Origin of the sequence: Janthinobacterium sp. 61, assembly GCF_002846335.1 — a bacterium.
In the GTDB taxonomy this organism is placed as follows: domain Bacteria; phylum Pseudomonadota; class Gammaproteobacteria; order Burkholderiales; family Burkholderiaceae_D; genus Janthinobacterium.
Genome location: NZ_PJMQ01000001.1, coordinates 2,213,944 through 2,238,053, shown reverse-complemented (window position 1 = coordinate 2,238,053; position 24,110 = coordinate 2,213,944). Strand labels below are relative to the sequence as shown.

The 24,110-nt window shown below is 63.1% G+C and carries 19 protein-coding genes; 12 read left to right on the top strand and 7 right to left on the bottom strand.

The features are described 5' to 3' along the window. The first annotated feature begins 146 nt into the window (after nt 1-146). On the top strand, nt 147-566 hold the full coding sequence (locus tag CLU92_RS10185; RefSeq protein WP_101481805.1) for a DUF2177 family protein: 420 nt from the start codon (nt 147-149) through the stop codon (nt 564-566). On the opposite strand, the gene CLU92_RS10180 is transcribed toward CLU92_RS10185, so the two are convergent. The 3 genes from CLU92_RS10180 to CLU92_RS10170 all read right to left on the bottom strand — a co-directional run bounded on the left by CLU92_RS10180 (nt 547) and on the right by CLU92_RS10170 (nt 2,741). Further along, nucleotides 547-1,497, bottom strand: a complete 951-nt coding sequence (locus tag CLU92_RS10180; RefSeq protein ID WP_101481804.1) for a PP2C family serine/threonine-protein phosphatase — start codon at nt 1,495-1,497, stop codon at nt 547-549. The genes CLU92_RS10185 and CLU92_RS10180 overlap by 20 nt on opposite strands. Before the next feature lie 143 nt (nt 1,498-1,640). Further along, the gene (locus CLU92_RS10175; RefSeq protein WP_101481803.1) at nt 1,641-2,090 is read right to left on the bottom strand and encodes a glycine zipper 2TM domain-containing protein; all 450 of its coding nucleotides are present in this window, start codon (nt 2,088-2,090) and stop codon (nt 1,641-1,643) included. 120 nt (nt 2,091-2,210) lie between these two features. Next, nucleotides 2,211-2,741, bottom strand: a complete 531-nt coding sequence (locus CLU92_RS10170; RefSeq protein ID WP_101481802.1) for a GNAT family N-acetyltransferase — start codon at nt 2,739-2,741, stop codon at nt 2,211-2,213. Between the two features lie 173 nt (nt 2,742-2,914). Here CLU92_RS10170 and CLU92_RS10165 point away from each other — a divergent pair, with 173 nt between their 5' ends. Then, nucleotides 2,915-4,369 (top strand): M20/M25/M40 family metallo-hydrolase, encoded by a 1,455-nt coding sequence (locus CLU92_RS10165; RefSeq protein ID WP_101481801.1) that lies wholly within the window; start codon nt 2,915-2,917, stop codon nt 4,367-4,369. 15 nt (nt 4,370-4,384) lie between these two features. On the opposite strand, the gene CLU92_RS10160 is transcribed toward CLU92_RS10165, so the two are convergent. After that, nucleotides 4,385-4,891: a hypothetical protein gene (locus CLU92_RS10160; RefSeq protein WP_101481800.1), complete on the bottom strand. Its 507-nt coding sequence runs from the start codon at nt 4,889-4,891 to the stop codon at nt 4,385-4,387. 140 nt (nt 4,892-5,031) lie between these two features. Further along, entirely contained in the window at nt 5,032-5,889 is an 858-nt protein-coding gene (locus CLU92_RS10155; RefSeq protein ID WP_101481799.1) for an MBL fold metallo-hydrolase, read from the bottom strand. A 176-nt stretch (nt 5,890-6,065) separates the two neighbouring features. On the opposite strand from CLU92_RS10155, the gene CLU92_RS10150 reads away from it, so the two are divergent. The 7 genes from CLU92_RS10150 to CLU92_RS10120 all read left to right on the top strand — a co-directional run bounded on the left by CLU92_RS10150 (nt 6,066) and on the right by CLU92_RS10120 (nt 15,049). Next, entirely contained in the window at nt 6,066-6,302 is a 237-nt protein-coding gene (locus CLU92_RS10150; protein ID WP_101481798.1) for a hypothetical protein, read from the top strand. A 113-nt stretch (nt 6,303-6,415) separates the two neighbouring features. Continuing rightward, nucleotides 6,416-6,664: a hypothetical protein gene (locus tag CLU92_RS10145; RefSeq protein WP_076571626.1), complete on the top strand. Its 249-nt coding sequence runs from the start codon at nt 6,416-6,418 to the stop codon at nt 6,662-6,664. Nucleotides 6,665-7,026: 362 nt separating this feature from the next. Further along, entirely contained in the window at nt 7,027-7,914 is an 888-nt protein-coding gene (gene prpB / locus CLU92_RS10140; RefSeq protein ID WP_096236075.1) for a methylisocitrate lyase, read from the top strand. Nucleotides 7,915-7,989: 75 nt separating this feature from the next. Beyond that, nucleotides 7,990-9,144 (top strand): 2-methylcitrate synthase, encoded by a 1,155-nt coding sequence (gene prpC, locus CLU92_RS10135; protein WP_101481797.1) that lies wholly within the window; start codon nt 7,990-7,992, stop codon nt 9,142-9,144. Nucleotides 9,145-9,155: 11 nt separating this feature from the next. Next, nucleotides 9,156-11,750: a Fe/S-dependent 2-methylisocitrate dehydratase AcnD gene (gene acnD / locus CLU92_RS10130; protein WP_101484600.1), complete on the top strand. Its 2,595-nt coding sequence runs from the start codon at nt 9,156-9,158 to the stop codon at nt 11,748-11,750. A 108-nt stretch (nt 11,751-11,858) separates the two neighbouring features. Next, nucleotides 11,859-13,049, top strand: a complete 1,191-nt coding sequence (gene prpF, locus CLU92_RS10125; protein WP_101481796.1) for a 2-methylaconitate cis-trans isomerase PrpF — start codon at nt 11,859-11,861, stop codon at nt 13,047-13,049. Nucleotides 13,050-13,162: 113 nt separating this feature from the next. Further along, nucleotides 13,163-15,049, top strand: coding sequence for a propionate--CoA ligase (locus CLU92_RS10120; RefSeq protein ID WP_101481795.1), 1,887 nt, complete (start codon nt 13,163-13,165; stop codon nt 15,047-15,049). A 44-nt stretch (nt 15,050-15,093) separates the two neighbouring features. On the opposite strand, the gene CLU92_RS10115 is transcribed toward CLU92_RS10120, so the two are convergent. Then, nucleotides 15,094-15,816 (bottom strand): S24 family peptidase, encoded by a 723-nt coding sequence (locus CLU92_RS10115; RefSeq protein WP_101481794.1) that lies wholly within the window; start codon nt 15,814-15,816, stop codon nt 15,094-15,096. Between the two features lie 149 nt (nt 15,817-15,965). Here CLU92_RS10115 and CLU92_RS10110 point away from each other — a divergent pair, with 149 nt between their 5' ends. From CLU92_RS10110 to CLU92_RS10100, 3 genes are all read left to right on the top strand, one after another. Beyond that, nucleotides 15,966-16,376 carry a winged helix-turn-helix domain-containing protein gene (locus CLU92_RS10110; RefSeq protein WP_101481793.1) on the top strand — a complete coding sequence of 137 codons (411 nt, stop codon included), beginning with the start codon at nt 15,966-15,968 and terminating at the stop codon, nt 16,374-16,376. An 82-nt stretch (nt 16,377-16,458) separates the two neighbouring features. Continuing rightward, nucleotides 16,459-16,887, top strand: a complete 429-nt coding sequence (locus tag CLU92_RS10105) for a hypothetical protein (RefSeq protein ID WP_101481792.1) — start codon at nt 16,459-16,461, stop codon at nt 16,885-16,887. A gap of 323 nt (nt 16,888-17,210) precedes the next feature. Continuing rightward, nucleotides 17,211-18,662, top strand: coding sequence for a nucleobase:cation symporter-2 family protein (locus CLU92_RS10100; protein ID WP_101484599.1), 1,452 nt, complete (start codon nt 17,211-17,213; stop codon nt 18,660-18,662). A gap of 43 nt (nt 18,663-18,705) precedes the next feature. Here CLU92_RS10100 and CLU92_RS10095 read toward each other — a convergent pair whose 3' ends face one another. Next, nucleotides 18,706-23,748: a diguanylate cyclase domain-containing protein gene (locus CLU92_RS10095; protein WP_101481791.1), complete on the bottom strand. Its 5,043-nt coding sequence runs from the start codon at nt 23,746-23,748 to the stop codon at nt 18,706-18,708. Nucleotides 23,749-24,110: the final 362 nt, after the last annotated feature.

Below are 24,110 nucleotides of genomic sequence, written 5' to 3'. Positions count from 1 at the left end.
TATGTTGTTCTGATATTACATGGAATCGCTTCCCCTCGATGCACGTGCGCGCCGGCTGGGTATTTTTACGCCCGCGATGCGAGCCTGGGACGTTTTGCATTATGCTGGCGCAGCCGATCCCCTCACGTTTGAATCGAAAGACGACTATGCCTGCCCAACGCCCGCTTCAGCTTGCCATAGCCTATGGCGCCACCTTGTCTGTGTTCCTGGCCATCGATGCCCTGTGGCTGGCGGTGTTGATGCGGCCCGTGTATGCCGCGGCGCTGGGGCCGCTATTGGCGGAGTCGCCCCGCTGGGCGCCGGCCACGCTGTTTTATCTGCTGTACGTGGCGGGGCTGCTGGTCTTTGCCATCCTGCCCGGACTGCGTGCGCGCCGCGGGCGCACGGCGGCGGCACTGGGCGCGCTGCTCGGCCTGCTTGCCTATGGTACTTATGACTTGAGTAATTACGCGACCTTGCGCGATTGGCCGCTGGGCTTGACGATGATCGACATGGCCTGGGGCAGCGTGTTGTCGGCCGCGTCGGCAACGGCCGGTTATCTGGCAGCTAGCCGCCTGGGCCGGTGAACGCCGCATCGAAGCGCAGCGCCAGCAAGGTAATGTTGTCGCTATGCAAGCCTTTTGGCGGGTGGGCGAGGAAGTCGTCAAACAGGGCGCCGACGGCCTGTGCTGCGCTCTTGCCGGCACACAAGGCGGGCCAGCGGCCTGTGAGAGCCAGCGGATCGTCACAGGCCCAGAAGCCATCGCTGGCGAGCACATAGTGGGCGCCGGGCCGCACGCGCAGCACGCGGCGGTCGCCCAGATGCGCCAGGAAGGGCGGCAAGGTGGCCGCATCGAGGCCGCGCAGGGGCTTGTCGAGCTGCAAGCTGTCGCTGATGGCGTTGCCTAAAATAAATGCCTGCGAAATTTGCGGATGGTGCTCGCCGTGCACGGCAGCGCGCCAGCGCGTCTCGTCGAGCGCGCCGCGCATGGCGTACACGGTGGCTGGCACGTGGTCGACGGTCAGGATGCTGGCCGCGCCGTCGGCAAGCTCATACAGGCGCGAATCGCCCACGTGATACAGCAGCGGGGCTTCGCCGGGCGGCACTTCCAGCAAGGTCAGGGTGGTGCCGGGGGGGCGCGCCTGGGCGGGTGCGCTTCTTGCGAAACTGTCCTGCAAGCGCGTGTGCAAGGCGTCGAGCCTGGCTGCCAGGGTAGTCGTGTCGAGGCAAGCGGGCATGGCCAGCAAGCCTTGCACGGCCGCTTCCGCCGCCTCGCGCCCATGGCCGTGGCCGCCCATGCCGTCGAGCACGGCTGCGCGCACATGGCCGCGCGGCCAGCCCGGCACCTGGCAGTGGAATGGCGCCTGCCGCGACAGGCAGACGGCGTGGCCGCTGGCATCGATCAGCAGGAAGTTATCCTGGTTTTCGCGTCGCGGCATGGGGCCGGCGCCCACGCTGGTGCCGGCGGCGGCATCGATCCAGGGGCCGAAGTCAAGCGCGTCTTTGATTAAATGCATCGGTCGGTGCGGTCCAGGCGGCCAGTTAAGTTGATCATAGGACACAGCTTAGCCGAAATTGTGCAGCGGTGATACCTTGCCTATCTCGCAAAAAAACCTGCGGCAGCAGGCTGGCGCAGGTTTCGCATGGTGCAGGGCGGTGCTTAACGGCGATGGCCCCAGCCGTGGCCGCGGTCATGGTAGTCCCGGTCATAGTAGCCGCGGCGGCCATGGTCGCGGTAGTAGCCGCGGCCCGGTTGCACGTAGACGACAGCCGGCGGGCCGTAGTAGCGCGGTGGCGGCGCGTAGTACACGGGTTGCGGCGCCGGGGCGTAGTACACCGGTTGCGGCGCAGGCGCATAATAGGTTTCGCGGTAGCCGCCGCGATAGCCGCCACGGTCGTAATAGCGGTCATTCGTGCTGATGCTGTTGCCGACGGCGGCGCCAAGCACGCCACCGACGATCGCGCCATTGCGGCCGCCGGTGCTGTTGCCAATGGCCGCTCCGACGACGGCGCCAGCAACGGTATTGAAGTCGCGGTCACCGGCGACTGCGGCCGAAGACACAGCCACTGCCGCTACCATTACCGCACCCAGGAGTTTCTTGTTCAACATGGCATTTCCTTCCATTCCGGCGAGATCACAATGATCTGCATGGACTGGACTATATCTGCTGCTCCCCGCTTGTTCCATGTCTAATACAACTTATTACAATCCTGCTCCGATGGTAACAAGTCAGCGTGCACGCGCCTGCCATTCGGGCCGCAGCAGGCTGTACATTTTGACATCGTGCATCGCGCCGTTGATAAAAAAGGCCTGGCGCATCAAGCCTTCCTGGGTAAAGCCGTTCTTTTGCGCGATGCGCTCGGAGCCGATGTTCAGTGGATCCATCAGCAGTTCCAGGCGGTGATACGGATAGGCGTTGAACAGGTAGTCGATCACCAGGCGCGTCGCTTCGCTGATGTAGCCCTGCCCATCGCGCTGCCGGTCGAACAGGCGGTAGCCGATCTCGCGCGAGGCTGGCGTGCGGCTCTTGAAATGCGTGATCGTGCCGATGATGTGCTGGGCCTTGTCTTCGATGAGGAACAATTCGCTGTCCTCGGTGACAAAGCCCGATTGCAGGAAATCGCGCCGCATGGCCTCGGGCGACTTGAATTGCATGGAGAAAAACTCGCCGCGCGAGGGCAGGTCGTTGACGAGGGAAATATAGGCATTCAGGTCCGCAGCCTGCAAATGCCGGACGGTACAGAGTGTTCCCTTGAGCATGGAGGTATCCGGTAACGATCACGCTTTGCATGGTATCGACTCTGGAGGAAAGAGGCAATCGATCCCGTAAAAGTTGCTGCAATGACAGAATAAATACGCTATCGTAGAAAGCCGCGCCTTGCCCCTGGCCACGGCGTATCCGCTTCGACCTTGTTGACTGGAACTGAAATCACATGCATACCATTTTGACTGGCGCGCCACTGCGCCGTTCGTCCTTGTCCATCGCCATTGCCATCGCCCTTGGCTGCGTCACCAGCGCCTTTGCCGCCGCGCCAGGAGATGCGCCGCAGGCGCTGGCGCAGGTGCGCGACACGGCGCTGCAAAGCGACTGGGCGTATGCCCGCCTGGCTGACATGACGGATTTGATCGGCCCGCGCCTGTCTGGCTCCGCCGGCGCTGCCGCCGCCGTGCAGCAGGTGGCCGAGGCCATGCGCCAGCTGGGCGCCACTGTCACCTTGCAGCCCGTCAAAGTGCCGCACTGGGTGCGCGGTGTGGAAACGGCGGAAATCGTCGACTATGCGGGCCGTCCGCAGGGCGTGTCGCAACGCGTGGTGCTCACCGCACTGGGCGGCTCCGGTGCCACTCCGGCCGCCGGCCTGACGGCGCCCCTCATCATTGTCAAAAGCTTGGAGGAGCTCAAGGCGCGTGCGGCGCAAGTGAAGGGCGCCATCGTGCTGATCGATACGCCGTTCGACCAGGAGATGGCCGAACGGGGCCTGGCCGGCGTGACTTACGGCCAGGGTTCGCGCTTCCGTTTCAATGGACCGAAGGCGGCGGCCGACCTGGGCGCGGCTGCCGCGCTGGTGCGCTCGATCGGCGGCGCGAACTTCCGCATCCCGCATGCGGGCGCCACGGGCCTCGATGACAATAAACGCATTCCCGCCGCCGCCGTCACGGTGGAAGACGCCTTGTTGATCGGCCGCCTGGCCGCGCGCGGTCCCCTGAAAATGCACCTGACACTGACGCCGCAAAACCTGCCCGAGGCGGACAGCTATAACGTGATCGCCGACTGGCCGGGCACGGACAAGGCTGACGAAGTGGTGGTGGTCTCGGGCCACCTCGATTCCTGGGACCTGGCGACGGGCGCGCACGACGACGGCGCCGGCGTGGTGGCGGCCATGGGCGTGGTGGAAACCCTGAAAAAGCTCGATTACCGCCCGCGCCGCACCATCCGCGTGATCGCGTGGATGAACGAGGAAAATGGCGGCCGTGGCGGCCAGGCCTATTTCGAAGCCCACAAGCAGGCGCTTGGTAAGCAATATGCGGCCATCGAGATGGACAGCGGCGCCGGCCGCCCGTTCGGCATCCTGGCCAGCGTCGGGCCGAAGTCGGAAAAGCTGTTCGCGCCCCTGCGCGCCGCCTTGCAGCCAATCGGTGCGCACGCGTTCACGCGCCGCGACGCGCTGGGCACGGGTGACTTGCACCGCCTGGAAACGGGCGGCGTGCCCAGCTTCGAGCCGCTGGTCGACAGCCACAGCTACTTCCACTACCATCACACGCCGGCCGACACGCTGGACAAGGTCGACCCGGAGAACCTGAAGCGCAACGTGGCGCTGATGTCGTCGCTGGCCTGGTTCCTGGCCAATATTGATGGCGAGATCGGGCGGGCCCCGGAGCAAACGGAGTAAGGGGGGCTCGCCTCCTCACTGCGAGTAACCCTGCAGATCGTCGGCCGCATCGTGGCGGATGCCCCACCACGGCAAGCAGGCATTGTTTTCGCCGCGCGCGCGGCACCACGGTTTCTCGTGATTGATGGGCCGCACGGTGGCCGGCGGCAACACCAGCACGCAGCTAGCGCTGTCAGGATCGCTGGTGCCCGCCACCAGCACGCTCTTGCCGACGTGGTTCGCGTGGGCGATGCCCAGGACCACGTTGGTCAGCGCCGTGCCGGCGCCCATTTCACCCAGCAGCGCTGGCGAATTGAGGGTCTGTGGCAGGAAGTCGAAGTCCGGCACTTCCAGGGTCAGCGCCTGCGCCAGCTGGCTGGCGGCCAGGTAGTTCTGGATTTCCTGCTTGCGCCAGGCATTGAATTCCTTGCTAGCCGCCTCGGCTTGCGCATCGCCCTTGCCCTGGGAACGGTAGGGCGCATACGCGCCATCGGCCTCGGCGAGCAGGATGCAATTCGTATCGAGCGTAGGGTCGGGCGACATATGGGCGCTCCGTCAATGTTGAACTTGAAAAAGCGGTGCCCAAGCGAACCCAGGCAATCTGCACTGTATGCGGATTGCCTGGGCTGGAGTTTGCGTGGTGTCAAGAAAGGAGGAGCGCCGGGCGGGGAACGCCCGGGGAATCAGATCGCGTTCAGCGGTATCTTCAGGTAGCGCACGCCGTTTTCTTCCGGCTCGGGCAGCTTGCCCGCATTGATATTGACCTGGATGGCGGGCAGGATCAATGTCGGCATGTCCAGGGTGGCGTCACGGCCCGTGCGCATGGCAACGAATTGCTCTTCCGTGATGCCGTCGCGCAAATGGATGTTGCTGGCGCGCTGTTCGGCCACCGTCACTTCCCAGCGCGGCGCGCGGCCGTTGGGCGGGTAGTCGTGGCACATGAACAGTCGCGTTTGCGGCGGTAGCGACAGCAGCCGCTGCGCGGAGCGGTACAGCAGGGACGCGGAGCCGCCTGGAAAGTCGCAGCGGGCCGAACCCACGTCCGGCATGAACAGGGTGTCACCTACGAAGACGGCGTCGCCGATCTGGTAAGCCAGGTCGGCCGGCGTATGGCCTGGCACGTGCAGGGCGCGCACCTCCAGCTTGCCAATATGAAACACCTGGTCGGGCGCGAACAACTGGTCGAATTGCGAGCCGTCGGCCCGGGCGTCATCCTGGTGGTAGACGGCGGCAAAGGCTTGCTGCACCGTCTGGATGGCGGCGCCGATGGCCACATCGCCGCCCAGCTGCTGCTGCAGGTAGGGCGCGGCGGAAAGATGATCGGCATGCGCATGGGTTTCCAGCAGCCAGCGGCATTGCAAGCCGTGTTCGCGCACGAAGGCGATCACCTTGTCTGCCGACGCGGTCGAGGTACGGCCCGCCTTCGGATCGTAGTCGAGCACGGAATCGATGATGGCGCAGTCCTGGCCATCTGCCTCGTACACGACGTAGGTGACAGTGGCGGTGGCGGGGTCGAAGAAAGCTTGGATTTGTGGAGTCATCGCGGCGGCAAGGTACGGACAGGGAAGTGCATTATATCGCCAGAGCAGGCTAAAAAAATGTTGAGAATTGACATTGAACATGCGAAAAACAGATAAGAGCGCATGCATGCGCCCGTCACAGTCGTGCGCACCCTGGCGCTTGCAGCGTGGTAACCTCGTTCTACAAGGAGGAGTTTATGGACGATACCACTGCACGCAGCGAACAGTACCGCGGTTTTACGATTTCGGTGACCCCGCAAAAGGATAACGACGATTTATGGGATTTTACCTATCGCCTGCAGCGCGAGGGCGAGAGCGCGGCGCAGGCGATCACGCGCAGCCGTACCCTGGGTGGCTACGCGGCGCCAGAAACGGCTTGCACGGCCGGCCTGGAAGTGGCCAGGACGGAAGTGGATAATCTGCTGCGTCCTTGAGTCAGCGTAAATCGTTTAGCCCGATTGCGCCGTTCGTGCGTGAAACACGTCGCTAGCGATCCCGCTTCATGCTACGATTTCCACTATTGAGTCAGTCCCGAAGGAGGCACACCATGGATAACAGTTCTAAAATTCACTATAAAGGCTGGGAAATCGTTCCCCTGGCCGTGCCTACTACCGACGGCAAATGGTCGGCCAGTTGCGACATCGAACGCGCCACGGCGGAAGGCCTGGAAGTGTTCGAAGGCTCGACCATGCAATTCGTGCGCGACGACGAGGATGGCGCGATTGCCGCTGCCTGCGAAGAGGCCGTGCGCCAGATCGACAACATCATCGCCAACCCGCTGGTGCGGCTGGCCTAGTTTTTTGTTTTTGAGTCTCATTGTGTTCCAGCAGCCGGCGCCCGCCGGCTGTTTTGCGTTTGGTGCGCCGCAAGTTCTGCGCTCATCCCTCTAAATACACGGCCTGTTTCATGTTTCAATATGATGTTTCATGTGAAATAATTGAAACATAGGTGAAACATCTCTGACCTTTATTGTGACATTGATGTTCCCTTGCGTGACACTGCGCGCCACGCCCATACATGGCCGTTTCCCTCGTATTTCACTGTGGTTCTGCGTACTTTCCGGGGTGCCGCGCGACCCTGGCACGGCAATTGCAATAGTGATGCTCATAGCAAGTCCATGAAACATTCGGGACGACCCGAATCCCATAAGGTGAACACATGACTCAATACTCCGCAGGTGCCGCATTCCGCAAGGCCGTCCAGGAAGAATCCCCGTTGCAAGTCGTCGGCGCCATCAACGCCAACCACGCCTTGCTGGCCAAGCGCGCCGGTTATAAGGCCATCTATTTGTCCGGCGGCGGTGTCGCGGCCGGCTCGCTGGGCTTGCCCGATCTGGGTATTTCCAGTCTGGATGACGTGCTGACCGATATCCGCCGCATCACTGACGTGTGCGACCTGCCGCTGCTGGTCGATGCCGACACGGGCTTCGGTTCGTCTGCCTTCAACGTGGCGCGCACCGTGAAATCGATGATCAAGTTCGGCGCCGCCGGCCTGCACATCGAAGACCAGGTAGGCGCCAAGCGCTGCGGCCACCGTCCGGGCAAGGAAATCGTGAGCAAGGAAGAAATGGTCGACCGCATCAAGGCGGCCGTCGATGCGCGCACGGACCCGAACTTCGTCATCATGGCGCGCACCGATGCGCTGGCCGTCGATGGCCTGGAAGCGGCGCTGGAGCGTGCCGTCGCCTGCGTCGAGGCGGGCGCCGACATGATCTTCCCGGAAGCCATCACGGACCTGGACATGTACGCCACGTTTGCCAAGGCAGTCAATGTGCCGATTTTGGCCAACATCACGGAATTTGGTTCCACGCCGCTGTTCACCCTGGACGAATTGCGCAGCGCCCACGTGGGCCTGGCCCTGTACCCGCTGTCGGCCTTCCGCGCGATGAACAAGGCGGCCGACAACGTCTACCGCGCACTGCGCCGCGACGGTACGCAAAAGAATGTTGTCGATACCATGCAGACGCGCATGGAGTTGTATGAATCGATCAACTACCATGATTTTGAGCAAAAGCTCGACGCGCTGTTCGCCGCGCAAAAGAAGTAAGCACCGACAAAAGAGCGGGTCATGGGAGGCCCTGGCCCGCTGCACTGGACTGACAATCATCTTCTGGAGAACACAATGACCGCATCGCAAGTCGCTACTTTCAAGCCTAAAAAATCCGTCGCCCTGTCCGGCGTTACCGCTGGCAACACGGCGCTGTGCTCGGTCGGCAAGACCGGCAACGATTTGCACTATCGCGGCTATGACATCCTGGACGTGGCCGACAGCTGCGAATTCGAAGAAATCGCCTACCTGCTGGTACACGGAAAGTTGCCGACCGCCGCAGAATTGAAAGGCTACAAGGCCAAGTTGAAGTCCTTGCGCGGCCTGCCGTCGGCCGTGAAGCTGGCGCTGGAAGCGCTGCCGGCCGCCGCCCACCCGATGGATGTGATGCGTACGGGCGTCTCCGTGCTGGGCTGCACCTTGCCGGAAAAAGACGACCATAACGCGCCGGGCGCACGCGATATCGCCGACCGTTTGATGGCGTCGTTCGGCTCCATGCTGCTGTACTGGTACCACTACAGCCATAACGGCAAGCGCATCGAGGTGGAAACGGACGACGACTCGATCGGCGGCCACTTCCTGCATCTGCTGCACGGTGAAAAACCGTCCGCGTCGTGGGAAAAAGCCATGCACACGTCCTTGATCCTGTACGCGGAACACGAATTCAATGCTTCGACCTTCACCAGCCGCGTCATCGCCGGTACGGGTTCGGACATCCATTCGGCCATCACGGGCGCCATCGGCGCGCTGCGCGGCCCGAAACACGGCGGCGCGAACGAAGTGGCACTGGATATCCAGAAACGCTACGACAATGCCGACGAAGCGGAAGCGGACATCCGCGAGCGCGTGGCCAACAAGGAAGTGGTGATCGGCTTCGGTCACCCCGTCTACACGATTTCCGACCCGCGCAATAAAGTCATCAAGGAAGTGGCCCGTTTGCTGTCGCAGGAAGCCGGTTCCACGAAAATGTTCGATATCGCCGAGCGCCTGGAATCGGTCATGTGGGAAATCAAGAACATGTTCCCGAACCTGGACTGGTTCTCCGCCGTGTCCTACCACATGATGGGCGTGCCGACGGCGATGTTTACGCCGCTGTTCGTCATTTCGCGCACCTCGGGCTGGGCCGCCCACATCATCGAGCAGCGCATCGACAACAAGATCATCCGCCCGAGCGCCAACTATGTGGGCCCGGAAGACCTGGAATTCGTGCCGATCAAGGACCGCAAATAATGACCCCTAATATGAACACCCTGCATCGCAAGCCTTTGCCGGGCACCCAGCTAGACTACTTCGACACGCGTGCCGCCGTCGATGCGATCCAGCCAGGCGCTTACGCAACCTTGCCCTATACCTCGCGCGTGCTGGCCGAAAACCTCGTGCGCCGCTGCGACCCTGCCACCCTGAACGCGTCGCTGAGCCAGTTCATCGAGCGCCGCCGCGACCTCGATTTTCCATGGTTCCCCGCCCGCGTCGTCTGCCATGACATCCTGGGCCAGACTGCCCTGGTCGACCTGGCCGGCCTGCGTGACGCCATCGCAGCCCAGGGCGGCGACCCGGCCCTGGTCAATCCTGTCGTGCCCACGCAGCTGGTGGTCGACCATTCGCTGGCCGTCGAATGCGGCGGCTTTGACCCCGATGCCTTCGCCAAGAACCGCGCCATCGAAGACCGTCGCAATGAAGACCGTTTCGACTTCATCGACTGGACCAAGAAAGCCTTTAAAAACGTCGACGTGATCCCGCCGGGGAATGGCATCCTGCACCAGATTAACCTCGAGCGCATGTCGCCCGTGATCCAGGTGCAAAATGGAGTGGCCTATCCCGACACCCTGGTCGGCACGGATTCGCATACGCCGATGGTCGACGCGCTGGGCGTGATCGCCATCGGCGTGGGCGGCCTGGAAGCGGAAAGCGTGATGCTGGGCCGCGCCTCGTGGATGCGTTTGCCCGACATCATCGGCGTCAAGCTGACGGGCAAACCGCAGCCGGGCATCACGGCCACGGATACGGTGCTGGCGCTGACGGAATTTCTGCGCAAGCAGAAGGTCGTCTCGTCCTACCTGGAATTCTACGGCGAGGGAGCATCGCACCTGACCCTGGGCGACCGTGCCACGATTTCCAATATGGCGCCGGAATTTGGCGCCACGGCCGCCATGTTCTACATCGACGCGCAAACCATCAAGTACTTGAAATTGACGGGCCGCGACGATGAGCTGGTGAAACTGGTCGAACTGTATGCCAAAGAAACGGGCTTGTGGGCCGACAGCCTGGTCGACGCGCAATACGAGCGCGTGCTGACGTTTGACCTGTCGTCCGTCGTGCGCAATATCGCGGGGCCATCGAATCCGCACAACCGCGTGCCGACATCGGAACTGGCTGCGCGGGGTATCTCCGGCGTGGTGGAAAACGAGCCGGGCAAGATGCCGGACGGCGCCGTCATCATCGCCGCCATCACCAGCTGCACCAACACGAACAATCCGCGCAACATGATCGCCGCCGGCCTGATCGCACGCAATGCGAACCGTCTCGGTTTGACGCGAAAACCCTGGGTGAAATCGTCGCTGGCACCCGGTTCGAAAACCGTGGAACTGTATCTGCAGGAAGCGGGTCTGATGACCGAGCTGGAACAACTGGGCTTCGGCGTGGTGGCATTTGCCTGCACTTCGTGCAACGGCATGTCGGGCGCGCTTGATCCTGTCATCCAGGATGAAGTGGTGTCGCGCGACCTGTACGCTACGGCCGTTTTGTCGGGTAACCGCAACTTCGACGGCCGCATTCACCCGTACGCGAAACAGGCTTTCCTCGCCTCGCCGCCGCTGGTGGTGGCCTACGCGATCGCCGGCACCATCCGCTTCGATATCGAGAAGGACGTGCTGGGCATTGCCCCGGACGGCAAGCCTATCCAGTTGAAGGATATCTGGCCATCGGACGAGGAAATCGACGCCATCGTCGCTTCCAGCGTCAAGCCGGAGCAGTTCCGCAAGGTGTATATCCCCATGTTTGCCGCGCAGGCGGACGATGGCATCAAGGTCAGCCCCCTGTACGACTGGCGCCCGCAGACGACGTACATCCGCCGTCCGCCGTACTGGGAAGGCGCGCTGGCTGGCGCACGCCCATTGAAAGGCATGCGTCCGCTGGCCGTCCTGGGCGATAACATCACCACCGATCATTTGTCGCCATCGAACGCCATCATGCTCGATAGCGCGGCCGGCGAGTATCTGGCGAAGATGGGCTTGCCGGAGGAAGACTTCAATTCCTACGCCACGCACCGGGGCGACCATTTGACGGCGCAGCGCGCCACGTTTGCCAACCCGACGCTGAAAAACGAGATGGTAATCGAAGATGGCAAGGTGAAGGCCGGTTCGCTCACGCGCATCGAGCCGGAAGGCACCATTTCGCGGATGTGGGAAGCCATCGAGGTGTACATGGAGCGCAAGCAGCCATTGATCATCATCGCCGGCGCCGACTATGGCCAGGGTTCCTCGCGCGACTGGGCCGCCAAGGGCGTGCGCCTGGCCGGCGTGGAAGCCATCGTGGCCGAAGGTTTTGAGCGCATCCACCGCACCAACCTGGTGGGCATGGGCGTCTTGCCGCTGGAATTTATGCCAGGCGTGAATCGCAAGACCCTGGGCCTGGACGGCAGCGAAACCTACGACGTCGTGGGCGAGCGTACGCCGCGCTCCACCTTGACCTTGCTCATCCATCGCAAGAACGGTGAAACGCTCGATGTACCCGTCACCTGCCGCCTCGATACGGCGGAAGAGGTGTCGATTTACGAGGCCGGCGGCGTCTTGCAGCGCTTCGCGCAAGATTTCCTCGAGTCGTCCAAGGCAGCCTGACGGGTACGTAAACCAGGGGTCAGACCCGCCGGGTCTGACCCCAGCTTTGTGCTGCGGGGAGGCTGTCGTCCTCGCAGCGCGTGCAAAGAACTTCTGCGGAAATATACAATGAGCCACACCCCCCAAATCAACATCCCCGCAACCTATATGCGCGGCGGCACCAGCAAGGGCGTATTTTTCCGCCTGCAGGATTTGCCCGCCAGCGCGCAAGTGCCTGGCGCGGCGCGCGATGCCTTGCTGCTGCGCGTGATCGGTAGCCCCGACCCGTACGGCAAGCAGATCGACGGCATGGGAGGCGCCACCTCCAGCACCAGCAAGACGGTGATCCTGGCGGCCAGCGATAGGCCGGAGCACGACGTCGATTACCTGTTCGGCCAGGTCTCCATCGACAAGCCCTTCGTCGACTGGAGCGGCAATTGCGGCAACCTGTCGGCGGCCGTCGGTTCGTTCGCCGTTGCCAGTGGGCTGGTGGACGCTGCACGCGTGCCGCACAACGGCGTGGCCACGGTGCGCATCTGGCAAGCCAATATCGGCAAGACCATCATCGCTCACGTGCCCATGACGAATGGCGAAGTGCAGGAAACAGGCGACTTCGAGCTTGATGGCGTGACCTTCCCTGCAGCCGAAGTGAAACTGGAATTCCTCGATCCGGCAGCCGAGGAAGAGGGCGGCGGCGGTGCCATGTTCCCTACCGGAAACCTGGTCGATGACCTCGACGTGCCGGGTATCGGAATGTTGAAAGTCACCCTGATCAATGCCGGTATACCGACGATTTTTGTCGATGCGGACGCCATCGGCTACACGGGCACGGAACTGCAGGACGCCATCAATGGCGATCCCGCCGCGCTGGCCCGCTTCGAGACCATCCGCGCGCGTGGCGCCCTGCGCATGGGGCTCATTGCCCACCTCGACGAGGCGGCGAAGCGCCAGCATACGCCGAAAGTGGCCTTTGTCGCCAAGCCGGCCAGCTATGTCTCGTCGAGCGGAAAAAAGGTGGACGCAGGCGAGATCGACTTGCTGGTGCGCGCCATGTCCATGGGCAAGCTGCACCACGCCATGATGGGCACGGCGGCTGTCGCCATCGGCACGGCAGCGGCCATTCCCGGCACTCTGGTCAATCTGGCGGCTGGCGGTGGTCTCCGCAACTCCGTGCGTTTCGGTCACCCGTCCGGCACCCTGATGGTGGGGGCGGAAGCGGCGCTCGCCGATGGCGTATGGAGCGTCACCAAGGCCATCATGAGCCGCAGCGCGCGCGTGCTGATGGAAGGGGCTGTGCGCATTCCCGGCGACGCGTTGTAGGAGGAAATACGCAGGCAGATGGCAGGCAGATGACACCCAGGCGGCACACATCAAGTGGCGGCCAGGCCAGTTCGCCCAAGCTCGACACAGATTGCACGCATACCGGAGGAGATATGAATTTCGCAGCATTTTATCAACGCTCGATCGACACGCCTGAGGCGTTTTGGCGCGAGGAAGCGGACAAGATCGATTGGCATACCCCGTTTTCGCAAGTGCTCGATTATTCCCGTCCACCGTTCGCCAAATGGTTCGTCGGCGGCACCACCAATTTGTGCCACAACGCCGTCGACCGCTGGGTGGACAGCCAGGGCGATGCCGCTGCGCTGATCGCCATTTCCACCGAAACCAATACCGAGCGCACTTACAGCTTTCGCGAACTGCAGCGCGAAGTGGAACGCTGCGCCGCCATTTTGCTGTCACTGGGCGTCGTCAAGGGCGACCGCGTCCTGATCTACATGCCGATGATCGCCGAGGCGGCGTTCGCCATGCTCGCTTGCGCCCGCATCGGCGCCGTGCATTCCGTGGTGTTCGGCGGCTTTGCCGCCAACAGCCTGGCCAGCCGCATCGACGATGCGCAGCCCAAGCTGGTGTTTTCCGCCGATGCCGGTTCGCGCAACGGCAAGGCGATTGCCTACAAGCCGCTGCTCGATGAAGCCATCCGCATCGCCGCGCACAAGCCGCAGCAAGTGCTGCTGGTCGACCGCCATCTCGTGCCGATGGCGCTGACGCCAGGCCGCGACGTCGATTACGCGACACTGCGCGAGCAGCACCTCGATGCGCAGGTGCCCGTCACCTGGCTCGAATCGAACGAGCCGTCGTATGTGCTGTACACCTCGGGCACGACGGGCAAACCCAAGGGCGTGCAGCGCGATGTGGGCGGCTATGCAGTGGCGCTGGCGTCGTCGATGCAGTACAACTTCTGCGGCAAGCCCGGTGAAACCTTTTTTGCCACCTCGGATATCGGCTGGGTGGTGGGGCATTCCTACATCGTGTATGGCCCGCTGATCGCCGGCATGGCCACCATCCTGTATGAGGGCTTGCCGGTTTGTCCCGATGCAGGCATCTGGTGGAGCATCGTTGAAAAATACAAGGTCACGCGCATGTTTTCGGCGCCTACGGCCATCCGCGTGCTGCGCAAGCATCCTGTGGAACTGATGCGCAAGCACGACCTGTCTTCCCTGAAGGCGCTGTACCTGGCGGGCGAGCCGCTCGATGAAACCACCTCGCAATGGATCGCCGACGAGCTGAAAGTGGACATCATCGACAACTACTGGCAGACGGAGACGGGTTGGCCGATTTTGTCGGTGGCGAAAGGCGTGTCCGACACGCCGACGCGCCTGGGCAGCCCTGGCCTGGCCATGTATGGCTACCAGGTCAAGCTGCTCAACGAAGCGACGGGCGAGGAGTGCGGCACCAACGAGAAGGGCGTGCTGGTGCTGGAAGGTCCGCTGCCGCCCGGCTGCATGCAGACGGTCTACGGCGACGACGAGCGTTTCGTCGAGACCTACTGGTCCACCTTCAGCGGCCGGCAAGTGTATTCCACCTTCGACTGGGGCGTGCGCGACGCGGATGGCTATTACTTCATTCTGGGCCGCACCGATGACGTGATCAACGTGGCCGGCCACCGCCTGGGCACGCGCGAAATCGAGGAGAGCATCACCAGCCATCCGAATGTATCGGAAGTAGCGGTGGTGGGCGTGGAAGACAAGCTCAAAGGCCAGGTGGCGATGGCTTTCGTGATCCTGAAGGACCCGCAGGGTTTCGACAGCCTTGACGCGAAAGCGGCGCTGGAACGCGAAGTGATGGCTGTGGTCGACCGCCAGCTGGGCGCCGTGGCGCGGCCAGCGCGCGTGCTGTTCGTGCTGCAGTTGCCGAAGACGCGGTCGGGCAAGTTGCTGCGCCGCTCGATCCAGGCCATCTGCGAAGGTCGCAGCCCGGGCGACCTGACGTCGATGGACGATCCGGCGTCGCTGCAGCAGATCCAGGCAGCATTGGCGTAAGTTCCGTGACGAGAACGAAATTTATCAATTGATACACTTCGTTCTCAAATCCGGTCGCTTTCCTTGCGCACGACCCTGCCCACGATCAGGCATTCATTGCCGCGGCACAGCTTGCGGTGGTATTTTCGCTGGTCCGGGTTGTCCGACGTCAGCCACCATTCTCCGATATCGCGCGCCATGCGCTTGACCACGGGTTCGCCTTCGTAATTGATGGCAAACACGATGCCGTCGGCCGGCCGGTTGTCGGCCGTATTGATGATCACCACATCGTCCTCGTACAGGGCCGGCTCCATGCTCTCTCCCTTGACCTTGATCGCCACCAGTTTTTCAGGGTGGTAGCCATTGCGCTCGACCCAGCTGCGCGGCACGCTGATGGTGCTGCCGTCGTGCGTTTCCGGCTCGATCGCAAAGCCCGTGATACCGGCTGACAGGCGCAATTTGACCTTGCGGATCGGGTAGAAGCGCGCATCTTCGCCATCGACCACCACCACCGGCTGTGCCTCACCCAGCGCGCCCAAGGCACGCGCAGCCAGTTCCGCCTGGTCGGGCGCCGCGCCCTGGTCGAAGTACATGCTGTCCAACTGCAAGTCCGCTTCCAGCTTGCGCGCGATTTTTTCGCTGAAGGCGCGTCCCTCGCGGTACGTGGGCGAGAGGATTTGCGAGATGCGCGCCTCGCTCCAGCCGCTGACGTCGGAAATCTTCTTGCGCGTGTTGTCGTAGTGCTCGCGGATCAGGGCCAGAAGGCGGTCGCGTCTGTATTGATACATATTCATCTCCACATTAAACCCGAAATTTACCGTTTGATAAATTACCAAATGCTTGACTTTAACATTAGCGATTGATAAAGTCCACTCGTTGCCTGTCGCAAACGCACTACAGCGTTTGCGGCTTGGCGACACCACGGGAGGTCAGGCAAATGTTGAACAGCAGTCAGTTGGTGGAAAGCAGGGCGGTGCCGCGGCAGGGGCGCCAGTTACAGGCACGCAACAAGAAGTCGCAGCTGCATATCGCCCGCATCGTGCAGTACATTCAAGAGCAGGGCCAGGCCAGCGCGGCGCAATTGTCCGCCTTGCTGGGACTCGATGCAGGCACCATGAGTCGCTATTTGCGCTACATGTGCGGCATGGGACAGATTCACCTGGCGCAGCGCCACTGCACGGAGCCGGGGCGCCAGCGGCCCGCCCTGTACGCACTGGGAGAACAGGACGAGGACGTTGACGGCTGGGCCGAACTGCCGCCGCAAGTGCGCCGCACGGCCTGCTGGCCAGGCGGTGCGGCGCGTCGCGATCCGCTGGTGGCGGCGTTGTTTGGTCCGGCACAAGCTTAGGGTGGCAAGCGGCCTTCTCAAATGAATGACAGCAAGCAAGCTGCCAAGCGCAGCTTTTTCTTGCCGCAACTGAAAGCACATCATGCATATCGATATCACCGCCGCAGGGGCTGCCTGGATCAAGCTGCTGGGCGTCCCCTTGCTGGCCGCCTTCTTTGCCACCTTGCTCAGCTTCATGGTCATGTGGCCACGCAACTGCAAGGAGGCGCTCATCCGTATTTGCTCCAGCATCATCATTGCCACCTTTGCCGGTCCCGTCCTGGTGTCGGCGGTGCTGGCGTGGTGGCCCGGCTTGTTTGACAGCGCGCAAACGGTGGCGGCGCTGTATGGCTGTGATCCGGCCACGGGCTTCCTGTTCATCGCCGCACCGCTGATGGCGCTCGTCGGTTTGCCGGCGTGGTGGCTGGTGAGTGCCAGCGTGCGCTGGTTCGACCGGCGCCGCGACAAGGATATCGGTGAACTGGCGGCGGACGCTGCCGCTGCCGTCAAGGAGGTGCGGGCGCGACGTTGACGGCGCTGGCGTCCTCTTTTAGTGCATGGACCAAGCGGCGCGCCTGAAATCGGTGCGAAGGGGGAAGCACCATGCTCAGTCATGCTGGTTTGTCGCCATAAACTGTATACACACTACCTGGCACGAAGCGTGCATGGCTTGCTGGAGTCGTCCCATCCAAGGAGCTTCGCATGCATCATCGGTCACCATCGTGTTCCTGTTGTCCCGTTTCTCTCTTGCTTTTCCCTTTCACCTGCGCCCATCCGGGCTGCGGTCACCCAGGAAATGGAGCGTAAATGGCCACTCCCCGTCTGAAATCCATCCATCGCAGCGTGCCCGGCACCATGCCTGTAGCGCCATCGCCCGTCGATGAAATCCTGCCTGCCGGCAAGCTGTTTACCCTGGGCTTGCAGCATGTGCTCGTCATGTATGCGGGCGCCATCGCCGTACCGCTGATTGTCGGACGCGCGCTCAAGCTGCCACCCGAGCAGGTGGCGGCACTGATCAGTGCCGACCTGTTCTGCTGCGGCCTGGTGACCCTGATCCAGTCCCTGGGGATAGGCAAGTACTTCGGCATCCGCCTGCCCGTCATGATGGGCGTGACCTTTGCCGCCGTCAGTCCCATGCTGGCCATGGCGAACAACCCGACCCTGGGGATCACCGGCATCTTTGGCGCCGTGATTGGCGCCGGCGTCGTCTCCATGCTGATCGCTCCCTTCATCAGCCGCCTGCTGGCCCTGTTTCCGCCCGTGGTCACTGGCAGCATCATCGCCGTGATTGGCGTGTCGCTGATGCGCGTGGGCGTGAACTGGGCCATGGGCGGGCCGCCCGCCATGGCGCAAATTGCCGATCCCGCCTTCCTCAAGATGGCCGCTGCTGCCACGGCAGCCGGCTTGCCTGCGCCTGCCGGTCCCGTGCCCCTGATTGCCAACCCCGGCTACGGTGCGCTGGATAATATGGGTATCGCTTTCTTCGTGCTGGCCGTCATCTTGCTGGTGGCCAAGTATGGCCGGGGTTTCCTGTCGAATATCGCGGTATTGATCGGCATCATTGCCGGCACGGCCCTGTCGTTTGTATTGGGCAAGGCCGATTTCGCCAAGGTGGCCAGCGCCAAGGCCTTCGCCATCGTCACGCCGTTCCAGTTCGGCATGCCTACCTTCGACGTGGTCGCCATCGTGACCATGAGTCTGGTGATGATCGTCGTCATGATCGAATCGCTGGGCATGTTCCTGGCGCTGGGCGAAATGACGGACAAGCGCATCACGCAGGACGATATCAGCCGCGGCTTGCGCGTCGATGGCCTGGGCACCCTCATCGGCGGCATCTTCAATACCTTCCCGTATACCTCGTTCTCGCAAAACGTGGGCCTGGTGGGCGTGACGGGCGTGCGCAGCCGCTGGGTTTGTGTCGCGGCCGGCATCATCCTGGTGGTCATGGGCGTGATCCCGAAGATCGCGCAAACGGCCGAAGCCGTGCCGGCGTTCGTGCTGGGCGGGGCAGGGCTGGTGATGTTCGGCATGGTCGCCGCCACGGGCATCCGCATCCTGGCCGGCGTCGACTACAAAAGCAACCGTAACAACCTGTTCATCGTGGCCCTGTCGATCGGCTTCGGCATGCTGCCGCTGGTGGCCGAGCAATACGCGCAGCACATGCCCAAGGCCCTGTCGCCGTTACTGCACAGTGGCATCCTGCTGGCTGCCATCGTAGCCGTGCTGCTCAATCTGTTCTTCAATGGCCTGGCCTCAAAGGAAGTGGCGAGGGACCAGGCGCGCGAGAACAGTCACGGCAGCGATTGAGGACCCGCCCCACGCCGTGGACACGGCGCGCGGCGCATGCTGATCAGCAAGGCGGCAGCACCTTGAGCACCGCGCAATTGCGCCCCGCATCCTTGGCGTGGTACAGCGCGGCATCGGCCAGGCGCAGCAGGGCATCCGGATCGGCGGCGCCCGGCGCCGAATGGATCGCGATGCCGACGCTGATCGTAACCTGCTGCGCATCCGCGCTTTCATGGGAGATGCCCAGCTCTTCGATGGCGCGCCGCAGCGCTTCGCCGATCTGGCGCGCTTCGTCCGCGCCGGTGTTCGGCAGCACGATCGAAAACTCTTCGCCGCCGTAGCGCGCAGTCAGGTCGCCCGCGCGCCGCATGCCGCTCGCCAGCGCGTGCGCGACACGGATCAGGCATGCGTCACCGGCCTGATGGCCGTACCGGTCATTGAAGCGCTTGAAGTAGTCGACATCGAGCATGATGACGGCAAGCGGCTGGCCGACGCGCGTGGCACGTGCGCATTCGTTGCGCAGCACGTCGTCGAAATGCCGCCGGTTCGCCAGGCCGGTCAAGCCGTCGGTGATGGACAGGGTTGCCAATTTGCGGTTGGCGTCTTCCAGCTGTTCCGTGCGTTCGGCAACGCGCCGCTCCAGGCTGTCATGCAGCCTGGCGCTGGAGATCGAGATCATCGCCTGTACACCGAGCATGCGCAGGAACGCGACGCGCTCCTGCGTGAACGAGGCTTCTGCAAGCCGGTTCTCGAAGTACAGGATGCCGTCGATCTGGCCGCCGTGCCGTATCGGCAGGCACATGACGGCACGCGGCCGCTGCAGCTGCACGTACGGGTCGGCGGCAAAGCGCGAGACGCCTGTGATACTGTCTTCGATCACCTCCGCGCCAGTGCGAATCACATAGCGCAGCAGCGACAGCGGGAACTGCGGGTCGCTGGCGGCATTCAGGTCGAGCCGCCGCGCTTGCAGGACGGTGACGCCATCGCCATCGATATTGGCCTCCAGCTGGTAGCTGCCTTCTGACAGCAGCAGCAGACGCGCCACTTGCCCGCCAGCGTTTTCGCACACGATGGAAATCAGGCGTGTCAGGACATTGCGCAAGCCGACCTCGTTCGACAGGATCTGCGCCGCTTTCAACAGCGACACCAGGTCGAGCGCGGAACTGCCGTGCGTGTTGGGGCCCACATGCGACAGCGTGGCGCGGCCATCCATCCTCGGCAGCAGCGCAGCGTGGCGTGCCCGCAGTTGCTCCACCTTGCCCTGCGCGCCCCACTGGCCGTAGTGCGCCATGGCGTCCTGGATGAATACGGCGGCCACGCGCGCGTGGCCCTGCTCGCACCAGTATTCGCCGCACAGTTCATTGCCCAGCGCTTGCACGTTGACGTAGCCAGCCAGGCCGGCGGCGTCGATCGCCTGCCGGTAATGGCGCGTGGCCAGCTGCAAATCGTGCCGGTAGCGTGCCATTTCGGCCATCACCAGCAGATGCTTGGCGTTGCTATTGTCCGAGCCCTCGGTGGCCCAGCCGGCAAGGCGCGCCTGCAGTGCGTCGATCACGGCCAGCACATCGTTTGCATCAGGGCGCTCCGGGTCGCGCCGCAAGGCGCGGATCCATATCAGCGCGGCGTAGAAGCTCGATTCGACAACCTTGGCCTGGCCGCGCATGATCTGGGTGACGATGCCTAACTGGCCCGCCAACAGTTCGGCGTCGGCGCCGTCGAACAGGTAGGCGTTGCGGATCTTGCCTTGCAAATAGTAGGCGCGGTACAGCTGCGAGCCGCCATATTGTTCGAGGAAGCGCGCCTCGCTGAACGTCGCATCATCGTAGCTGGTTTGATGGGCAAGGCTGCCCATCAGGCATTTGATCGGCTGGATCGCTGCGGCGACGCAGCAGTCGGCCATCGCCTGCTGGCCGTTGGCGCGCATCAGCGCCAGGTCGTGCTCTATGTCGTGCATCAGGTGCGGCAGGTAGTCGCCGAGGATCATGCGCTCGGTGGCGCGCACGGCCACCACCACGCCGACCTGCACGAAATCGGCGATTTCCAGTGCCCAGGCAAAGGCTTCTTCGTACAGGGCGTCGGAGCTGCGCAGGGGCCGCGTCCAGTGGCTGATGAGCGCACCGAACATCAGGCCCGTGAGTGTGCGCGTCTGCAGATTGGCACGCCGCCTGGCTAGCGCCAGCGCCATCGCGCCGAATTCGTAGCCGCGCGCCACGTCGCCGCCGTACAGCGCTAGCATCATCGCGTAGCCAACATAGGCGACGGCGCTGAAATCGCTGTTCCCCCGCTGCATGGACAGCCGCGTCATCGATACCACCATCAGGGCGCTGAGGTCCTGCTGGCCGGCATAATAGCTGGCCATCCACAGGCCCTGCATCATCTGCATCGCGGCCACCGCGTCCGGCTCGCACATTTCGCCGGCCTCCAGCAACGTGTCGGGCGTCTGCGTGCCATGCAGGCGCCCGATGTCGGCGAGGATTTCGTCGAAGTGCGCCTTCATGTGCGCGACATCGTGCGGTATGGCGATGTTCAACTGCGCCAGGCCTTCGCGCTGCACGGCGATGGCGTCGAGCAGGCGGCCCTGCAATTGATACTGGTGCGCCTGGATGGCAATGCAGCGTACCTGCAGCAGCGGGCTCGAAGTGCGGGCGCGCACGAGTGGATAGATCGCCTCGGCGGTATCGAACTGCCCGCACAGGTAAGCCGCTTCGGCCGCGCCGAGCTGCAGGTCGAGCCAGAGGTCGGCGTGGACGCTCCATGCATCCGCCGGCAGCAGGCCCAGACCAATTCGCATGTGCTCCAGCGTGGCCTGGAACGCGGCAGAACGCCGTGCCTTGACGCCGGCCTGCAGATTGAGCGTCGCCAGATGCACGCGCTCGCCCGCATCGTCGATCAGCGCGCGACCGGCGTTGAGCTGTTCAACGATTTCAAACAGTGCGCCATCCTGACGCTCCGGCGTCGCATGACGCAGGAGCAGGCGGCCGATGCGAAGATGGTTGGCCGTGCGGGCATTGGCATCGGCGACCAGGTAGGCTGCCTGTTGCACCCGGTCGTGCAGGAACCGGTACTTGACGCCGCTTTGGCCGGCGCGGGTGTCGCCATTGACGTATTTATAGCGTTCGTCGAGCGGCTGGATCAGTCCTGCATGGAGCGCCGGCCACAAGGCTTGCTGCGTGTGACGCGGCGCGCGCTCCACTGCCAGTGCAAGCGTGTCGAGCGTGAAGCGGTTACCGCTGGAGGCGGCCAGTTGCAGCAGGTGCTGGGTTGCCGTGGGAAGGCGGCGGATTTTCTCCAGCAGCACCTCGACTACGTTGTCGGTGTACTTGGCCTGTTCGATGGCGCGCATGTCCCAGTCCCAACAATCGTCGTCGGCCCGGTAGCGCAGATGGCCCGTCTCATTGAGCGAAGCGAGGAACTGATTGAGGAAAAATGGATTGCCGCCGGTCTTGCGGTAGCAAATGCGGGTCAATGGTGCGCAGTCAGGGGCCGCCACGCGCACGGTGGCCGACACTATTTGCGCAAGCTGCGGCTCGGTCAGTGGGTTCAGTAACAGCGTGGACAGGCGCACACCGCGCGCGCGCAGCTTGTCGTGCAGGGCGGTGAGCGGATGCGCGGCACTCACTTCGTTGTCGCGGTACGCGCCGATGAACAGCATGCAGCTCTTGTCGCAGGACACCATGAGCAGTTCGATCATCCGCAGCGTGGCCGCGTCGGCCCATTGCAGGTCGTCGAGGAACAGCACCAGCGGATGCCCGGCGCAGGCGAATACTTCAACGAAGCGGGGGAAGAGGCGGTCCAGGCGCAGCCGGGCCTGTGCCGGCGCCGACGCGGGCGTCGCATCGGTGGGGCCGACGATCAAGGCCAGTTGGGGAATCAGTTCGACCAGCACGCCCATGCCGCTGCCCAAGGCATCGCGCAGTTTGCCGGACCATTGCCTCAATGTTTCCTCGGGCTGGCCGAGCAGCTGGTGCACCAGCCCCTGGAAGGCCTGGATCAGCGAGGCATAGGGTACGTCGCGCTGGAGTTGGTCAAATTTACCGGACAAAAAACAGCCGCGCCGGGCGATGATGGGCTTCTGCACCTCGTTGACGACCGCCGACTTGCCTATGCCTGAATGGCCGGCCACCAGCAGCATCTCGCAGGTGCCGGCCGCACTGCGCTCAAACGCCGCCAGCAGCGCTGCGATGGCATCCTCGCGCCCGTGCAGCGTTTGTGGCACAAGGAAGCGGCCGTTGTGATCGGACAGTTTGAGCGCCCGCGCCGGCTTGTCTGCGCGGCATGCTTCGAGGTCGCTGCGCAGGCCTTGCAAGCTCTGGTAGCGTTGATCGGCATTTTTCTCCAGCAGGCGCTGGATGATCGGCAGCAGCTGGCCAGGCAAGCCGGCAAGCGCCGGGTGCGACCAGTCCGGACTGCGGGCAATGTGGCAATGCACGAGTTCCATCTCGTCGCCCGCCTCGAATGGCGCCTGGCCGACCAGCAATTCGTACAATGTGGCCCCGAGCGCGTAGAAATCGGCGCGCCAGTCGACCCGCCGATTCATGCGCCCGGTCTGTTCCGGCGCCATGTAGCGCAGCGTACCTTCCAGTGACTGGAGATTGTCGATGCCATGGCTTTCGTATGGCAGTTCACAGGCGATGCCGAAATCGATCAGTTGCAGCAGACGTCGATCGGCATTCCACACCAGATTGGATGGATTGATGTCCTTGTGGATCACGCCATGACGATGGACCTCTTCCAGCGCCGCGCACAGTTGCAGTGCGATGTCGAAAAAATCGTCCAGCGCCAGCGCCGGCTGCGCCGTCGTCCTGCGCGCCGCTACCTGGGTGCGTAAAACCTGGTCGAGCGCCTGGCCACCGGCATCTTCCTGGATCATCGTCCAACATCCTCCGTGCAGCTGCAGTGCAAGCGGACGCACCACGCCAGGATGGCGGCAGCGGCGCGCGATCGCATACTCGCGCTTGAATTGTGCCAGCTGCTGGAAGGAAGGGAACTGCTGATTGGGCTTCTTGACGATCAGCGTGGTGCCATCGGTAGCCCTGGCGCGGTAAACGCGTGAACGGTCACCGCTGTGCAGCTGTTTGATGATCTCGTGGTCGAAAAGGGAGCTCATGGGCTGGGCTAGCAGTACACAGACGGTTGCGGGAGCCTGGAGGCGCACATTTCGGAGTCTTACTTCATTGCAAGTATTATATCAGTAGGAAGTCGTGGAGTAGCGAGAGGAACGATGGACGTTGTTGCAAAAATGTCGGCACTGCCGGGCACTCTGCGAGCGATGATTGGACGCGGTCCGCAGGCCTGTTACGCAGAATTGACGAGAGCGAGGTAATGCTGGCCACAATTTCTATGCAATATTGCAAGTATTTTATACGTCAAGGAAGAAGAATGCCCGAACTCATTGGCGGAAGTACATGGTACCGAGTCCTGCCTTCACGCCGGTTCTGGCTCGGCGTGATCGCGCCCGGTTTATTGGCA

Excerpts from the sequence above, each read along its gene's own strand:
- CLU92_RS10185 (WP_101481805.1), top strand. The coding sequence starts at position 147 with ATGCCTGCCCAACGCCCGCTTCAGCTTGCCATAGCCTATGGCGCCACC.
- CLU92_RS10180 (WP_101481804.1), bottom strand. The coding sequence starts at position 1,497 with ATGCATTTAATCAAAGACGCGCTTGACTTCGGCCCCTGGATCGATGCC.
- CLU92_RS10175 (WP_101481803.1), bottom strand. The coding sequence starts at position 2,090 with ATGTTGAACAAGAAACTCCTGGGTGCGGTAATGGTAGCGGCAGTGGCT.
- CLU92_RS10170 (WP_101481802.1), bottom strand. The coding sequence starts at position 2,741 with ATGCTCAAGGGAACACTCTGTACCGTCCGGCATTTGCAGGCTGCGGAC.
- CLU92_RS10165 (WP_101481801.1), top strand. The coding sequence starts at position 2,915 with ATGCATACCATTTTGACTGGCGCGCCACTGCGCCGTTCGTCCTTGTCC.
- CLU92_RS10160 (WP_101481800.1), bottom strand. The coding sequence starts at position 4,891 with ATGTCGCCCGACCCTACGCTCGATACGAATTGCATCCTGCTCGCCGAG.
- CLU92_RS10155 (WP_101481799.1), bottom strand. The coding sequence starts at position 5,889 with ATGACTCCACAAATCCAAGCTTTCTTCGACCCCGCCACCGCCACTGTC.
- CLU92_RS10150 (WP_101481798.1), top strand. The coding sequence starts at position 6,066 with ATGGACGATACCACTGCACGCAGCGAACAGTACCGCGGTTTTACGATT.
- CLU92_RS10145 (WP_076571626.1), top strand. The coding sequence starts at position 6,416 with ATGGATAACAGTTCTAAAATTCACTATAAAGGCTGGGAAATCGTTCCC.
- prpB (WP_096236075.1), top strand. The coding sequence starts at position 7,027 with ATGACTCAATACTCCGCAGGTGCCGCATTCCGCAAGGCCGTCCAGGAA.
- prpC (WP_101481797.1), top strand. The coding sequence starts at position 7,990 with ATGACCGCATCGCAAGTCGCTACTTTCAAGCCTAAAAAATCCGTCGCC.
- acnD (WP_101484600.1), top strand. The coding sequence starts at position 9,156 with ATGAACACCCTGCATCGCAAGCCTTTGCCGGGCACCCAGCTAGACTAC.
- prpF (WP_101481796.1), top strand. The coding sequence starts at position 11,859 with ATGAGCCACACCCCCCAAATCAACATCCCCGCAACCTATATGCGCGGC.
- CLU92_RS10120 (WP_101481795.1), top strand. The coding sequence starts at position 13,163 with ATGAATTTCGCAGCATTTTATCAACGCTCGATCGACACGCCTGAGGCG.
- CLU92_RS10115 (WP_101481794.1), bottom strand. The coding sequence starts at position 15,816 with ATGTATCAATACAGACGCGACCGCCTTCTGGCCCTGATCCGCGAGCAC.
- CLU92_RS10110 (WP_101481793.1), top strand. The coding sequence starts at position 15,966 with ATGTTGAACAGCAGTCAGTTGGTGGAAAGCAGGGCGGTGCCGCGGCAG.
- CLU92_RS10105 (WP_101481792.1), top strand. The coding sequence starts at position 16,459 with ATGCATATCGATATCACCGCCGCAGGGGCTGCCTGGATCAAGCTGCTG.
- CLU92_RS10100 (WP_101484599.1), top strand. The coding sequence starts at position 17,211 with ATGCCTGTAGCGCCATCGCCCGTCGATGAAATCCTGCCTGCCGGCAAG.
- CLU92_RS10095 (WP_101481791.1), bottom strand. The coding sequence starts at position 23,748 with ATGAGCTCCCTTTTCGACCACGAGATCATCAAACAGCTGCACAGCGGT.